The organism is Holtiella tumoricola (assembly GCF_027857615.1).
GTDB lineage: Bacteria > Bacillota > Clostridia > Lachnospirales > Cellulosilyticaceae > Holtiella > Holtiella tumoricola.
On record NZ_JAQIFT010000053.1, the window covers coordinates 15,781 to 30,757 of the forward strand.

14 protein-coding genes, 1 tRNA gene and 1 other annotated feature are annotated in these 14,977 nt (G+C 33.7%); of the genes, 2 read left to right on the forward strand and 13 right to left on the reverse strand.

Annotated features, from left to right (window positions below; genetic code table 11):
• Positions 1-2: 2 nt before the first annotated feature.
• The 10 genes from PBV87_RS14495 to ispF form a co-directional block, all read right to left on the reverse strand.
• Positions 3-1,328: an ArsB/NhaD family transporter gene (locus tag PBV87_RS14495; protein WP_330680440.1), complete on the reverse strand. Its 1,326-nt coding sequence runs from the start codon at positions 1,326-1,328 to the stop codon at positions 3-5.
• 206 nt (positions 1,329-1,534) lie between these two features.
• The gene (locus PBV87_RS14500; protein WP_053985752.1) at positions 1,535-2,992 is read right to left on the reverse strand and encodes a flotillin family protein; all 1,458 of its coding nucleotides are present in this window, start codon (positions 2,990-2,992) and stop codon (positions 1,535-1,537) included.
• Between the two features lie 134 nt (positions 2,993-3,126).
• A complete protein-coding gene (sigH, locus tag PBV87_RS14505; protein WP_053985753.1) occupies positions 3,127-3,735 on the reverse strand; it encodes an RNA polymerase sporulation sigma factor SigH in 609 nt (202 codons plus the stop codon).
• A 126-nt stretch (positions 3,736-3,861) separates the two neighbouring features.
• Positions 3,862-4,629, reverse strand: a complete 768-nt coding sequence (gene rlmB, locus PBV87_RS14510) for a 23S rRNA (guanosine(2251)-2'-O)-methyltransferase RlmB (RefSeq protein WP_053986366.1) — start codon at positions 4,627-4,629, stop codon at positions 3,862-3,864.
• A 407-nt stretch (positions 4,630-5,036) separates the two neighbouring features.
• Positions 5,037-6,614 carry a putative polysaccharide biosynthesis protein gene (locus tag PBV87_RS14515; protein ID WP_271012731.1) on the reverse strand — a complete coding sequence of 526 codons (1,578 nt, stop codon included), beginning with the start codon at positions 6,612-6,614 and terminating at the stop codon, positions 5,037-5,039.
• A 20-nt stretch (positions 6,615-6,634) separates the two neighbouring features.
• Complete coding sequence (locus PBV87_RS14520; RefSeq protein ID WP_271012732.1) at positions 6,635-7,057, reverse strand: Mini-ribonuclease 3; 423 nt, start codon at positions 7,055-7,057, stop codon at positions 6,635-6,637.
• Between the two features lie 11 nt (positions 7,058-7,068).
• Positions 7,069-8,484 (reverse strand): cysteine--tRNA ligase, encoded by a 1,416-nt coding sequence (gene cysS, locus PBV87_RS14525; protein WP_271012757.1) that lies wholly within the window; start codon positions 8,482-8,484, stop codon positions 7,069-7,071.
• 24 nt (positions 8,485-8,508) lie between these two features.
• The gene (gene epsC, locus PBV87_RS14530) at positions 8,509-9,261 is read right to left on the reverse strand and encodes a serine O-acetyltransferase EpsC (protein WP_271012733.1); all 753 of its coding nucleotides are present in this window, start codon (positions 9,259-9,261) and stop codon (positions 8,509-8,511) included.
• 43 nt (positions 9,262-9,304) lie between these two features.
• Positions 9,305-9,527, reverse strand: a binding site (T-box leader).
• 269 nt (positions 9,528-9,796) lie between these two features.
• Positions 9,797-10,618, reverse strand: a complete 822-nt coding sequence (locus PBV87_RS14535; protein ID WP_271012734.1) for a DUF4300 family protein — start codon at positions 10,616-10,618, stop codon at positions 9,797-9,799.
• Positions 10,619-10,809: 191 nt separating this feature from the next.
• Positions 10,810-11,283 (reverse strand): 2-C-methyl-D-erythritol 2,4-cyclodiphosphate synthase, encoded by a 474-nt coding sequence (gene ispF, locus PBV87_RS14540; protein ID WP_271012735.1) that lies wholly within the window; start codon positions 11,281-11,283, stop codon positions 10,810-10,812.
• 173 nt (positions 11,284-11,456) lie between these two features.
• On the opposite strand from ispF, the gene PBV87_RS14545 reads away from it, so the two are divergent.
• Together PBV87_RS14545 and rsiV are read left to right on the forward strand one after the other, a co-directional pair.
• A complete protein-coding gene (locus PBV87_RS14545) occupies positions 11,457-11,930 on the forward strand; it encodes a sigma-70 family RNA polymerase sigma factor (RefSeq protein ID WP_271012736.1) in 474 nt (157 codons plus the stop codon).
• Between the two features lie 15 nt (positions 11,931-11,945).
• Positions 11,946-12,836: an anti-sigma-V factor RsiV gene (rsiV, locus tag PBV87_RS14550; RefSeq protein ID WP_330680442.1), complete on the forward strand. Its 891-nt coding sequence runs from the start codon at positions 11,946-11,948 to the stop codon at positions 12,834-12,836.
• A 75-nt stretch (positions 12,837-12,911) separates the two neighbouring features.
• Here the strand turns inward: rsiV and PBV87_RS14555 are convergent, their stop codons facing one another.
• From PBV87_RS14555 to PBV87_RS14565, 3 genes are all read right to left on the reverse strand, one after another.
• Positions 12,912-13,769 carry a DegV family protein gene (locus PBV87_RS14555; RefSeq protein WP_053985759.1) on the reverse strand — a complete coding sequence of 286 codons (858 nt, stop codon included), beginning with the start codon at positions 13,767-13,769 and terminating at the stop codon, positions 12,912-12,914.
• Between the two features lie 98 nt (positions 13,770-13,867).
• Positions 13,868-14,749, reverse strand: coding sequence for a GNAT family N-acetyltransferase (locus PBV87_RS14560; RefSeq protein ID WP_271012737.1), 882 nt, complete (start codon positions 14,747-14,749; stop codon positions 13,868-13,870).
• Between the two features lie 144 nt (positions 14,750-14,893).
• Positions 14,894-14,967 (reverse strand) — tRNA-Met (locus PBV87_RS14565).
• Positions 14,968-14,977 lie beyond the last annotated feature (10 nt).

Here is a 14,977-nt window from a genome sequence, read left to right on the forward strand (position 1 = left end):
CATTATGCAAATCTTATAAGTAAATATATAGTTGAAATCACTACAGATAGAATCATAAGTGGAAATCCAACTTTCATATATTGACCGAAGCCAATAGGATGACCATTTTTCTTACCTATATTAGCAAGTACAACATTGGCTGATGCACCTATAAGTGTTCCATTACCACCAAAACATGCACCTAATGAAACTGCCCACCATAATGGTGTAATATCTACACCTTGTTGTCCCATTGTTAAAATAAGTGGAATAAGTGTTGCAACAAAAGGTATGTTATCAAGGAATGATGAAACTATAGCTGATAACCATAATAGTAAAATCATCATCATTACTGGTTTACCTGCTGTAATACTAATAAGTGAATTTGCCAATGCGTGAATTAATCCAACTTCTTCAAGTCCACCTACTAAAACGAATAGACCTGCAAAGAAAATAATGGTTGGCCACTCAATATGGCATATAACTTCTTCTACATCTTGTTTACCTATAAGAAGCATTAATGCCGCTCCTGATAAAGCTACAATGGCTGAACTTACACCAAGTTGATCATGAGTAATAAAACCAATTAAAACCAAAGCCATACCTACTAAGCTTTTAATAAGCAATGCTTTATCTTTAATAGCTTTTTTCTCATCAAGTTCCATTACTTCTTTTTTAAATTGTTCTTCTACACAAAGTTTTTTGCAATATACAAAATAAAGAATTGCTACTGTCACAATGAGTACAACAAAAGCTGCTGGTGCTACATTCATAATGAAATCATTAAAACCAAGTCCTGCTGCACTACCAATCATAATGTTAGGTGGGTCTCCAATAAGTGTTGCTGTTCCCCCTATATTAGAAGCTAAAATCTCAGTAATTAAAAATGGTATTGGATTAAGCTGTAAAATTTGAGTAATGATTAGTGTCATAGGCCCAATTAAAAGTACAGTTGTTACATTATCAAGTAATCCTGATAGTACTGCGGTAATCACTGCAAAGCTTATAAGAATTTTCCATGCATCACCTTTTGCTTTCTTAGCTGTAAAAATTGCTAAGTACTCAAAAAGTCCTGAATTCTTAATAACCCCTACAAAGAGCATCATACCTATTAATACACCTATTGTATTAAAATCTATATAGCCTACTACTTTATCTGATGGAATTACCTTGAAAAGAACCATCAACATGGCACCACCTATAGCCGCCACTGTTCTATCTATTTTTTCTGTCATAATAAGCGCCATAACTACTAAGAAAATAATAAGCGCCATTATTTGTGTCATATTCATCGCTAGTCCCTCTTTTCTGTCTACGTGCTGTCTTTTCTCTCTTTTCTGAACCGACATTCATAATACTCCTTTTATAAAAACTTTGCAACACTTTTTTTATATTTCTTTATGTTAACTTTTTATCTAAGTTATTTCATTCATCTTTTTCCCAATTATATTTCCCTGGAAAACTTTATCTTTTGATATCTATTTAGAAATAAAAAAGTCCTATATAACTAGAGCTTATACTCTAGTCAATAGGACTTCTACATCGTTTAAAACATTTATTCTTCTTTACTTTCGTCTGTAGCTACTTCTTTAACTGCTTCTTTAATCGTTTCTATAACTGTCTCATAGTCTACTTTATCATCTTTTTTATTCGTAAAGTTAGCTATAAGTTCTGGGATATTGATACCAGTCATTGCATTTAATGTCTCAAATCCACTCCCTGTAATATCAGTTACCCATTTTGCAACTTTAGAAGTTCCTTCACTACCACCATTGTCAATGATTGTCACTTTATCAATTTGTTCCATTGGTTTCGCTACTTCACTCATAATTTGTGGTAATTTTTCAACTAACATTTGTACAACTGCAGCTTCTCCATACTTAGCCATTGCTTCTGCCAATCTTTCTTTTGCTTCTGCATCAGCAATACCTTTAGCTTTAATAATTTCAGCTTCTGCCTCTCCGGCTACTTTAATTGCATCCGCTTCTGCCTGTGCAATAAGACGTTTTGCATCTGCCTCAGCTTCTGCTTTAATTTTGATTGCTTCTGCTTGTGCTTGTGCTTCTTGAATAGCTTTCTCTTTAGCTGCTTGTGCCTCAATAATCTTTTTACGTTTTTCAGCTTCAGCTGGTTTATCCACTGTAGCAACAAGTTCTTTTTCGACACGCTTTGCTTCTTCTTCTGCTAATTTAGCTTTTTGTTGTTCTACCAATGATTTATTTTCAATTTCTTTTAAGGAGTAAGCAACGTCAGCATCAGCTTTTGCTTTATCTTGTTCTGCACGATAAGCCTCTGTTCTAAGCCTTTTATTTCTCTCAAATTCAGCAATTTCTGTATCTGCTGCAAGTTTTGCTTTTTGTCCCTCTCGCACAGATTCTGCTGTTCTAATTTCCGTATCTCTTTTTCTTTCTGCTTCAGCAATATCTGCATCTGCTTGTGCCTGAGCAATTTGTGGTTTTGCTCTATTTTCTAGGTAACCACCTTGTGTAGAAATTTTGAGGATTGAATAAGAAATAAGTTCTAATCCCATAGAATTTAATTCTTCTCTTATATTATCCTCAATACTTTGTTCAAATGAAGCTCTATCTTCATTAATCTGTTCTACTGTTAGTGTAGAAACAATGCCTCTTAACTTACCTTCTAAAATTTTCTCTACAATATTTTGGATATTTCCTACAGTATCATTAACTTTACCTGTACAAAAACGTTCTACCGCTTTTATAATAGCTTCTTTTTCATTACGTACTTTAACTACAGCTGTCCCAACAATATCTACAAAAATCCCTTGTTTAGATGGTGCTTCTGCTACATCTGTTGTCATTGAAATAGCTTCTAATGAAATGGTACAGCTCGTTTCGAAGAAAGGTATAACTAAACCACCTTTTCCGCTTAATACCCTTTGTTTAAAACCTGTAATAACCATAGCCTTATCAGCCTTTACTTTTCTCCACATTAAGCAAATAAGCACTATCATAGTTGCTACTACAATTAAAACAATTAATCCTATTCCCATATTATTGCCCCCTTTTTACAATTTGTAGTTCTTCCCTTTTACTACATTCTGAATCATTTAAAATCTACAAACTATGTTATAATTTTAACCTATAATTAAAGTATACAAAAAAGAGTTTGCAAAAGCAAACTCTTTTAATTAAAATTTTCACTTAATTTTCTTTTAATACGTTGTAAGGCATTATCAATAGATTTAACAGATTTACCCATACGTTCTGCTATCTCATGATAATTCTGCCCCTGTGTGTGTGCATTCAGTACCTCCCATTCAAAATCACTGAGACTTTCTTTCATATACCTTCTAAGACGTTTCAAATCTTCTTCGTGAATCATCATGTCTTCAGGATTATGACTAATATTATCCTTAAGTATATCCATTAAAGTAATACCATCATCATCCTCACCAGCAACAGGTAAATTAAGAGAAATACTTGTATTTAGTGGCATATGCTTTTGCCTTGTAGCAGTTTTGAAGGCTGTACTAATCTGTCTTGTAATACATAAGGTCGCAAAAGATTTAAAGCTTGCATCCTTGTCTGGATTATAGTCGCATATTGCTTTAAACAAGCCAATCATACCTTCTTGGATAAGATCTTCAACATCTGCACCTACAAAGTAATTGGACTTAATCTTCTTCCTTACAAATGTTTTGTAACGCTGTACAAGTATTTCTATGCATCCCCTATCCCCTCTTTGATAGGCTGCAATGAGTTCTTCATCCGTTAAAACTTCGGCTGTTTTCACGAGTAAATCCTCCTTAGTCTATCTCCCCTACGCATTATTCTGCTGTATACTGATTGATCACCTAGCTATCTATCCTGATAACTGAATAACACGCTATTGGGTCTATATATATTTATTCTATTTGGCTTAGAAATGACGTTGTCTAACAACTTCATAAGCTAAAATACTAGCTGCAACTGAAGCATTAAGTGATGTTACTTTTCCATACATTGGAATACGTACAACAAAGTCACATTTATTTTTAACATTTCTAGAAACACCTTCACCTTCGCTACCAATAACAATACCGATAGGCCCTCTTAAGTTATCTGTATAGATAATTTCTCCATCCATATCTGCACATGCAACCCAGATACCTTTTGCTTTAAGATCTTCAATTGTCTGAGCAATATTTGCTACTTTTGCTACTTTTGTATATTCGATAGCACCTGCTGATGCTTTAGATACTGTAGATGTAAGACCTACTGCACGACGTTTTGAAATAATAATACCGTGTACACCTGCATTATGTGCTGAACGAATAATAGCACCTAAATTATGTGGGTCTTGAATATTTTCTAAGATTAAAATAAATGGATCTTCACCTTTTGCCTTTGCATCATTTAAGATTTCATCAATTTCAACATATTTATGCGCACTTGCATAAGCTACAACACCTTGATGTCTTTCACCATTTGATAATTCATCAAGTCTTGATTTTTCAACTTCTTGAATCACAATGCCACGTGCTTTAGCATCACCAATAATCTTTTTGATTGAACCTTCAACTTGACCACTTTGGATAAGGATTTTCTCAATATCACGACCTGATTTAAGTACTTCAATCACAGAGTTTCTACCAAATAAGATATTTTCATCTACTGATGTTTCAAATTGTTCGCCTTCTACTGGCATAGGTTTACGATTTGTAAATTTTTTATTATAAGGTTTTTTACCTTGTGGCGCATCACTTGGTTTTCTATTTGGTTTTGGGTCAGTACCTTGTGGTGCATCACTTGGTTTTCTATTTGGCTTTGGATTATTACCTTGTAGTGCATCATTTGGTTTTCTATTTGGTTTTGGGTTAGTACCTTGTGGGGCATCACTTGGTTTTCTATTTGGTTTTGGATTATTGCCTTGTGGTGCATCATTTGGTTTTCTATTTGGTTTTGGATTATTGCCTTGTGGTGCATCGTTTGGTTTTCTATTTGGTTTTGGATTATTACCTTGTGGCTTATTAGTTTTTTTGTAATAAGGCTTTTTATTTTCTCTTGGAGCTTCATTCGTTCTGTCTGTTTGATTTTGGTCTAAATTCATTCTATTTAATTCTCCTTTTTCTTTTTGAGTTCTTGTAAGTCTTGTTTTGAAATTCCGCCTATAAGGAAGATAACAATTACATAAATAATTGCACCTACACCTACCGCACCTAATGTCATAATAGCATTTTGAATTTTTGATGTGGCATCTAAAATATTGCCAAGTAATGCATAACTAAAGTATGCTGCAATACCCATTACAGCTGCTGCTATAAGTGGTTTTACAATAACTAACATTGTATTTAATTTAAATCCAGTCAATTTCTTAACCGCTAAAAAGTTATAAAGTGTAAATGTTGCATAGCCTGCAATTGAAGAAAGTGGTGCACCTAATATACCTAAACTTCCTACTAAAACAATATTAAGAACTGCTTTTACAACTGCTGCTACACCTAAGGCTTGTACAGGAATCCATACCTTCCCAAGCCCTTGTAATACACCTGTCATTGCTTGCCCTAGCATAATAAATGGGATGCTAAAAGCTGAAAGACGTAAGATTGGACCACCTTGAATAGATTCAGGGAATAAGAATCCCATTACTGGTTCTGCAAGGACCGCTAAACCTATAGCTGCTGGTAAAGAAATAAGTAAACCGAATCTTGATCCAAGTTCCATTTTATCTTGCATTTCTTTATGATCTTTTCTTGCCACCGCTTCTGCAATAGCTGGAACTACACTTGTTACTAATGCCATACCAAAGGCAAGTGGTAAATTAACAAGAGTTAATGTATTTGTAAGCTGTCCAAATAAATCAGCTGCAATAGTCTGGTCCATTCCTCCACTTACAAGTCTTGCTGTTACAATTGCAGAATCTAAGAAATTCATTACAGAGTTAACTGCTGCACCAATAGAAATTGGAATAGCAAGTACAAGTACAACTTTTGCTACACTTTTAAAAGTTGTTGAAACTGCCGCTTGTTTTTGTGTATCCATTTCTTCATAAATGGCTTTTTTATGTTTTAGATAGAAGAGTGCTAAAACAAGTGCACCACATACGCCACCTACAACTGAACCAAATGACGCACCACCTGCTGCATACCCCACATTTGGCATGAAGAAATACGCAAGCCCAAGTCCTGCAACTACACGACCAAAGTTTTCTAATACTTGTGAAATAGCTGTTGGAGCCATATTTTGCATACCTTGGAAATATCCACGATATACACCCATAATACAAACAAAGATCGGACTTAATGCTAAGCCCCATAATGAATAAATTGTTTGTTCTTCCCATTTAAAAGCACCAATTAAAAGAGGTGCTCCTAAGAAGAATAATGCAGATAAAGTAAGCCCTAAAATAATCATAAAACTCATAGTATGTTTAAAGATTAAATGTGCTTCTTTATATTGTCCCATTACTCTTTTCTCGGCAACTAGCTTTGAAAGCGTCGCTGGAATAGCCACAATAGCAATAGATGTTAGGAATGTATAAATTGGATATCCATAACCATAGTAACCCATTCCTACGTTTCCAATAAGTGAACCGAGTGGTATTCTGAAAAAGGCACTTAATACTTTTGCAATGAGTGCTGCAACAGATAAGATAAGTGCTCCTTTTACAAACTTTCCTGTACCTTTTGACATAATTTTCTCCTTCGTATCATTTAGAGGGATTGAAACCCATATTCTATGATTTCTTGTATACGATCTATTTTACCTTCAATATATAAATAACCTATGAGCGCTTCTAAGCCTGTAGCATGGCGATACTCTGTAATATCAGCATTTTTAGGCGCTGATATACTTTTTGCGTTACGTCCACGCTTTAAGACTTGTAATTCTTCCTCTGTAAGTTTATCTTCTACAAGATGATATAGCTTTGCTTGGGCACCTGCTCTTACAAGTTCCCTTGACGCTTTATGCATTTTATTAACAGGCATATTCCCCTTCGCTAATACATGTGTACGAACAAAAAGTTCGTACACACCATCTCCTATATAAGCTAAGGCAAGTGGTGAATAGGTATTTGCTTTATGCGCATTCAATTTTGTGACACTATTCAAAACTTCATTAATGTTAGTATTCATATTCTTGTGCTTTATATACGTTTAAAACGTACTCCTTCTCTAGTATCTTCAATAAGCACACCTTGCTCTTTGAGCCAGTCACGAATACGATCTGCCTCAGCAAAGTCTCTTGCTTTTTTAGCTGCTTTACGATCTTCAATATATTGTTGAATGTCTTCATCTGATAAAGCATGTTCTTTTTGTTCTTCTGCTTCATAAAGAAGGCCTAAGATGTTATTGAGTTTCATAAACTCATCGTATACTGCTTGTGTAAAGGCTTGTGTTGCACCTTCTTTTGCATAAGTGTTTGCAAATTTAACAAGCTCAAAGATAATACTGATTGCATCGGCTGTATTAAAGTCATCTTCCATTGCTGCATGGAATTTTTCTTCAAATGTAGCCAGTTCTTTTAAAAGTTCTTGTTCTTTTATTGTTAGTGTTTCCTCTTTTGCGTGACTTAAAGCAAATTCTAAGTTATCTTTACAATTTTTTATACGAGTCAAGCCATTTTGAGCAGCTTCCATAAGTTCATTGCTATAGTTAAGGGGACTTCTATAGTGTGCACTTAGCATAAAGAAACGTACTGTATCATAGCCATAAGCTTCCCCTACATCTCTTAAAACTTTAAAATTCCCAAGAGATTTACTCATTTTATGATTATCGATATTAAGGAAGCTATTATGCATCCAATAGTTAGCAAAAGTTGCTCCATTTGCTGCTTCACTTTGTGCAACTTCATTTTCATGGTGCGGGAAAACAAGATCTTCTCCACCTGCATGAATATCAATTGTATCTCCTAAGAACTTTTTGCACATGGCAGAACACTCAATATGCCATCCTGGACGTCCCTCGCTCCATGGACTCTCCCAATAAGGTTCTCCATCTTTTTTAGGTTTCCAAAGTACAAAGTCCATATGGTTTTTCTTTTCGTCGCCTAGAGTTACACGTTCACTTGCACCTGCTTCTAAATCATCTAACACTTTTTTAGAAAGCTTTCCATATCCATCAAAAGCTGTGGTATCAAAGTATACACTTCCATTTACCTCATATGCAAAACCTTTTTCAATAAGTGTTTCGATCATTTTAATGATCCCATCCATCTCTTCTGTTACACGTGGATGATGTGTTGCTGGTTTAACATTTAAATTTTTAGCATCTTTTAGTGTCTCACCAATATACTCTTCAACTAACTCTGTTGTTGTACGACCTTCTTCATTTGCTTTTTTGATAATTTTATCATCTACATCAGTAAAGTTCTGAATGAAATTCACATCATAGCCTACTGCTTCAAAATATCTTCTAACTGTATCAAAAACGATATATGGTCTTGCATTACCTATATGGATTAAATTATATACTGTTGGACCACACACGTACATACGCACTTTTCCTGATTCTATTGGATTAAAGATTTCTTTTTGTTTAGTAAGTGTGTTATAAATTTTAATCATATTTACCTCTCCTTAGTGTATTTATTGTCTATATGTTTCACAAGCTTCTTTGTTTGGACAATTTGGCTCGGTACACTCGTGTGTTTTTAGGGCAGCCTCTTTGCATTTTTCATCCTTGAGTTTATGAAGTTCTACTATAGTATCTTCTAACACTTGTATTTTATCTTGTAAAGCATCAACATTTTGACGCATTTTACACATTTCCATTTGAATTGGGTCTGGCATCTTCACTTGATCTAGTTGTGAACAAGGATTTACCCGTTGTCCCGCAATTCTTACAATCTTACCTGGAATCCCTACTACAGTACAATCCTCTGGAATTTCTTGCAAAACAACAGCATTTGCTGCTATACGAGAATTATCCCCAACTTTAAAAGGTCCTAATACTTTGGCCCCTGTACTAATCATCACATTATTTCCAATGGTTGGATGACGCTTACCATGGTCCTTACCAGTCCCACCTAGAGTAACACCATGATAGATTGTTACATTATCTCCAATTTCACAAGTTTCGCCAATTACAACACCCATACCATGATCAATAAAAAGCCCTTTACCAATGGTTGCCCCTGGATGAATTTCTATTCCTGTCAAACCTCTTGCTAACTGAGATAACAATCTAGCTAAAAAGTACCATTTCTTTTTGTATAAATAGTGCCCTACCTTATGAAATAGCAATGCATAAAAACTTGGATATAAAAAAACCTCTGCTGTGCTTTTGATGGCGGGGTCACGTTCTTTAATCACTTGAATTTGTTCTCTGATATAACCCATATGATTCCTCCTCAAAAAATACAATAAAAAAACTCACCTCTATTTCAGAGGCGAGTTATCGCGGTTCCACTCTGATTAAAGCTCTTCTTCTATGTAGAAAAGCTCTATCTTAATTGCCTTAACGCGGCCTCTACGACCTATGCTACTCTTATTCACATAGATAGCTCCAGAATGCACTTCATTCAATTTCTTAGAACTCACTTCCAGCCTATGGCGAGTCTCTCTTGGCTAATCCATTAAATTACTCTTTCTTTCATTGCTTATTTCTCTATTCCATCTAAAATTGCACATTATTCCTTATTATAATCTATTAGTCACGTAGTTTCAACTGCTATCTTTATTTATTATATTAGATGATACGATTTATGTGCTTATTTTTCTATTCAAATATGTGTATTAGAATTATATTTAGCATGCTCAAAATATACTTAACTAACTTGTCTTTTTTCTTCTTTTGTAATTGAATACTCCTATATTTTGTCCATACTATTTATCTATTCTATCGACATCTATAAGAATTATCTTAAATTCATATCTAGTAAGATGTAAGTACTTGATTATTTTCCATTACAATTGGTGGCAACTCACTACCATCTCCATAAAGATCAGGTCTAGCAAGTAAATATTCTACTACTTCTTCTCTTGTTTTACATATAGTGACTTGATAAGGTGCTGGTGGACCATATTTTTCAATCAGTACTAATTCATTTCCTGTATCAATAAGTACAGCAGCATGTCCTACTAATCTTTTATTTTCATATGGGTCATGTAAGTATAATGTAATTAAGGAAATATTACTCTTATCATCAAAAACAAGTTCTCTTTCTATATAAGCTTCCTGAATTTTAGCAACATGCATGTCTAGAGTACTATCTTCTTCTAACTGAACAGGATTAAATAATGTAACAAATTCCTTTCTTTCCTCTTTAGACATTGCAAATTGGTCCATTGTATCAATAGCATCTAAATCAAACATTAGATAAGCATCTTCTTCTATTTGCTTTTGAGTATTAACAAAGTCTTTATATAATAAATAAGCAGATAATCTACAGTTTGTTTCCCAATAATCTCTTCCATCCTCTGTTTGCTTTGTTGTCACTAAAATATTATTATAATCAACTACACCTTCCTTCATAGGTTGATACCCTTCAGTCAAAGCCTCTGGATTTTCTACTCGACTATTAAAATCATTAACCCACTCCATATAAGTTTTTACATTTTCTTGGTCTATTTTTGATTGTATTAAAAGTTTTTCTATTTGTTGCTTGGTTTCTTCATCTTTAAGATTTGTATATAAAAGTCCTTCTTGTATATTAGGTTTAGCACATCCTACAAGTAGCCCTCCTAACAGAACCATACAACTTAGCCTTTTTAAACATTTCATATTCGCGTCTCATCCTCTCTCTATAAGTTATATCTTATTAGACATTTAAATGTTGCAAAGAGTTTCATGATTGTACATGAACTTTTTTCCATAATAATTAAAACCTCTAAACCCAATCCTTATATTAAAGGGTATAGTTTAGAGGTTTCTTCTTATACATTCTATTATTTATCTAGTAAGACAATCGCTTGACTGGCAATACCTTGTTCTGTTCCTGTAAAACCTAAACCTTCTTCCGTTGTAGCCTTTACATTAATTTGGTCTATATTAATTTGAAGTGCTGATGCAATATTTTCTCTCATAGTCATGATATGTGGTGCCATTTTAGGTTTTTGTGCAATAATTGTCGCATCAATATTATGAATCACTGCGCCTTCCTTATGTAGAAGCCCCTTAACATGTTCTAATAATTTAATGCTTGATATTCCTTTATATTTTGGGTCTGTATCCGGAAAATGTTTTCCAATATCTCCACCGGCGATGGCTCCTAATAACCCATCCATAATAGCATGTACAAGTACATCTGCATCAGAATGACCAAGGAGCCCTAATGTATGCGGTATCTCTACTCCTCCTAAAATCAACTTACGCTCTTCTACTAATTTGTGTACATCATATCCCATTCCGATTCTTAACATGTTTCTTCCTCTTTTCTTTCAAATTTTATCTTATATACGCTGTAGTATAAACTATTTTTAGGTTCATTATAGCATATTTAAAATCTCCTATAAATTATTGAAACTTTTGCTACACTATAAGGGTCTAATCCATGTAACAAACAAATAGAAATCCAGCGCTGGAAGGTAACACTATGGAAACAGAAATTGTGAATTACATTCTCTCTAATAAAGAGAAACATTATCGTATTGCATATAGCTACGTCAAAAATAAAGACGATGCTCTAGATATCGTTCAAGATACTATTTTAAAAGCTCTCAAATATCAACATACATTACGAGAACCTCATTATCTAAATACTTGGTTTATTAAAATACTTATTAATACTTGTAAAACCCATCTCAAAAAGCAGCAACGCTACATAGATGTGGAAGATGACATTTTAGAAATTTTAGATGAACCCTATTTAGATACCTATAGGTCTTTTGAACTTGAAGATGCTCTAGACCATCTTTCTTATAATGAAAAAACAATTATCCTTCTCCGTTACTTTGAACAATTTGAACTCAAAGAAGTCTCAACGGTTATGGATCAAAATCTTAGTACAGTTAAATCAACCTTATATCGAGCATTAAAAAAATTAAAAGTTCTATTAGAAAAAGTATAAAGAAGGTGAATGCATATGATTAAGAAAATGATACATGAAAATCTTGAAAAAATTGAAATTCCAGAAGAGTTAGATCAAGTTGTATATAAAGCAATTCAAAGAGGCTCTGCCTCAAATGAAAGGGTGATTAAAATGAGAAAATGGAGTCGAAATCTACTCACATCAGTAGCCGCACTCACTATTGGTTTTGTTGGCATATGTAATATCAGTCCTACTTTTGCAGATACCATCAGCACAATCCCTGGTTTAGGTGTATTAGTAAAAGTTATAACATTTGATCAAATCAAATACCAAGAAGATACTTATGAAGCTACTTTAAATACACCTATTGTAGAAGGCTTAAATAACGGTGCATTACAAGAGGCCCTTAATAATAAATATATTGAAGAAAATAAGGCGCTCTTTGAACAATTTGAAAAAGATGTTGCCCATATGAAAACCTATCCTGAAGGTGGACACCTGGGTATAGATACAGGCTATCAAATTAAAACAGATAGTGAACAAATTCTTTCTATTGGCCGTTATGTAGTAAACACTGCAGCTTCTTCTTCAACTACAATGACCTATGACACTATCGATAAACAAAACGAAATACTCATTACACTTCCTAGTCTCTTTAAAGATTCTAGCTATATAGAGCTTATTAGTGAAAATATTAAAGAACAAATGCGTACACGTATGGCACAAGATAATAGTCTCATCTATTGGATAGAAGGTGATCCTGATGCAATTGATGGTTTTAATAAAATTAGTGCGAATCAAAACTTCTACATTACAACTGAAGGTAAACTTATGATTTCCTTTGATAAATACGAAGTTGGACCAGGGGTCATGGGTATTCAAGAGTTTGAGATTCCAACAACAGTTCTCCAAAATATTTTAGTAAGTAACACTTATATTAAATAGGCAAGTAGTCATTACACTTCTCCTTACAATATAATAGAAGGGTGTCACCTAGGTGACACCCTTCTATTATATTTATTACTCTAAAATTTGAACGGCAACACCGACAAGCCCTGGTCCTGTATGTACGCCTAAAGCTGGACTAATCTGCCCTTCTACATAAGTTTCTATATTGGAAAGTGCCTCTGTTAAAGCCTTTCTTACACCTGCTGCTTCTTCTGGTGCGCCACCGTGGCAAACAGCTACATTGAGTTTCTTACCTTCTGCTGCAAATTCTTTTGCTAAATCTACTATTTTATCAAGCGATTTCTTTCTTCCTCTTACTTTAGCAATATTATAGTAAATGCCTTCTGGATTACAAGAAATAATAGGTTTTAAATTTAATGCATTTCCAAGAAGAGAAGCTACTAACCCAATGCGTCCTCCTTTTTGAAGATACTCAAGTGTATCTACACAGAAAAATACTTTTATTTTAGGTACATTATTCTGTACCGTTTCTACTAATTCTTCAAACTCCATACCTTCTTCAATATACTTAGCTGCTTGAATTGCACTGAATCCCGCTGCAATCCCAATATTAAGTGTATCGATTACTTTAATATCTAATCCATCATATTCTTTAGCAAGCATTGTAACTAAATTATGTGTCCCACTAAGACCACTTGATAACGTTACTGCAAGCACTTTTTCATAACCATCTGTTTTGATTTGGTCCAGCTTTTCCATAACCTCTATGCTACTTGGTAAAGATGTTTTAGGGATTTCTACTTTCAGTCTATTATAAACTTCATCGGCTGTAATATTTACACCATCTGAGTATTCACCATCGCTGTAAATAATTTTAAGAGGGATTGTATACATCTTATATTGTTCAACAAGTGCTGCAGGTACATCAATGCATGTATCCACTAATAAAGCAATTTTTTGTTTATTCATCATTTTACCCTCACTTTTTACTACGTATTATTTAAAATTCTATTAATTACAATAATATATCATTTCTTTAATCATTTCAAGTAGTTTTTAAAACTATATCAAGTGTGCGACGTCATAGGAAATAGTACATCTTGAGATTCTGTTAACGTTAATCCCCTAATAAATAGCGTATCATCTTCCCTCTTTATACGTGTACTTATTGGAATATATCTCACAAGCTCTGGTATGAAGTGAAATTCAATTTCTTCATCCTCTTGTATAACTATCCTTTCTAATAAATCATCTAATACAAAAGGTTTACTACTAAGCACATCATATAGATGTAATACCTTTGCCTCTCTTATAGCTATTATCATGATATCTTCATCTTTTATATAGTATAAATTGTCTTTAAATCCATCTTTACAATAAACCTCTAAAGGCCAATTATCTTGTACAATACCCCACTTATTTGAAATAGGTGTACGATTATTAATTAACCGCTCTATCAGTCTCTCTGTAAAGTGTGTCCCTGATTGAAGCTCTATAATCATACTTTCTTGCTTTCTTATATCTTCTGCTTTCAATCTATAACTTATCTCCATAATAGGCTTAAATCCAAACTTCGGATAAAATTCTAATACTGTCTTATTGGCAAATAAATAGATAAAATCACACTGATCCTCATATACCTTAATCACATGATCCATTAATCTTGCCGCTAAACCATTTCCTCTACAATCTTCCCTTGTCATAACTGTACCTATTTGAATAGCTTTCTTCTCTTCTCCATTAATAACCACGCACATCTCATTTGCTGATACATTTGCAATGATTTCTTCATCAATTGCATAAGCATAGCTTTTATATTTACCTTTAAAATATCTCTTTTGATACCATACTTCAAAATCTAATCCGAAAGTTGCCTGAGCTAAATCATTAAAGCTTTTTCGATATGTTTTGTTCCAAAAGTAATTTTCAATAAGTTGCAATGTCCCCATAGTAATCCCCTTATACTTAAGATTATAATAATAAAATATTCTAACTATATTATAAACCATTTTACTCACTTATGAGAAGTAGCTATTAAATCTAATTTTATGCACAAAAAAGCAGATACGATATATCGTATCTGCTTTGCTAAGTAGCGGAAGACGGATTTGAACCGCCGACACCATGGGTATGAACCATGTGCTCTAGCCAACTGAGCTATTCCGCCATATCATGTT

What these genes read in the sequence shown, in the direction of transcription:
- PBV87_RS14495 (WP_330680440.1), bottom strand. Translation starts at nt 1,328, where the DNA reads ATGTCGGTTCAGAAAAGAGAGAAAAGACAGCACGTAGACAGAAAAGAG.
- PBV87_RS14500 (WP_053985752.1), bottom strand. Translation starts at nt 2,992, where the DNA reads ATGGGAATAGGATTAATTGTTTTAATTGTAGTAGCAACTATGATAGTG.
- PBV87_RS14535 (WP_271012734.1), bottom strand. Translation starts at nt 10,618, where the DNA reads ATGGTTCTGTTAGGAGGGCTACTTGTAGGATGTGCTAAACCTAATATA.
- PBV87_RS14560 (WP_271012737.1), bottom strand. Translation starts at nt 14,749, where the DNA reads ATGGGGACATTGCAACTTATTGAAAATTACTTTTGGAACAAAACATAT.
- PBV87_RS14515 (WP_271012731.1), bottom strand. Translation starts at nt 6,614, where the DNA reads ATGTCAAAAGGTACAGGAAAGTTTGTAAAAGGAGCACTTATCTTATCT.
- PBV87_RS14545 (WP_271012736.1), top strand. Translation starts at nt 11,457, where the DNA reads ATGGAAACAGAAATTGTGAATTACATTCTCTCTAATAAAGAGAAACAT.
- rsiV (WP_330680442.1), top strand. Translation starts at nt 11,946, where the DNA reads ATGATTAAGAAAATGATACATGAAAATCTTGAAAAAATTGAAATTCCA.
- rlmB (WP_053986366.1), bottom strand. Translation starts at nt 4,629, where the DNA reads ATGCCAGTAGAAGGCGAACAATTTGAAACATCAGTAGATGAAAATATC.
- PBV87_RS14520 (WP_271012732.1), bottom strand. Translation starts at nt 7,057, where the DNA reads ATGAATACTAACATTAATGAAGTTTTGAATAGTGTCACAAAATTGAAT.
- ispF (WP_271012735.1), bottom strand. Translation starts at nt 11,283, where the DNA reads ATGTTAAGAATCGGAATGGGATATGATGTACACAAATTAGTAGAAGAG.
- epsC (WP_271012733.1), bottom strand. Translation starts at nt 9,261, where the DNA reads ATGGGTTATATCAGAGAACAAATTCAAGTGATTAAAGAACGTGACCCC.
- PBV87_RS14555 (WP_053985759.1), bottom strand. Translation starts at nt 13,769, where the DNA reads ATGAATAAACAAAAAATTGCTTTATTAGTGGATACATGCATTGATGTA.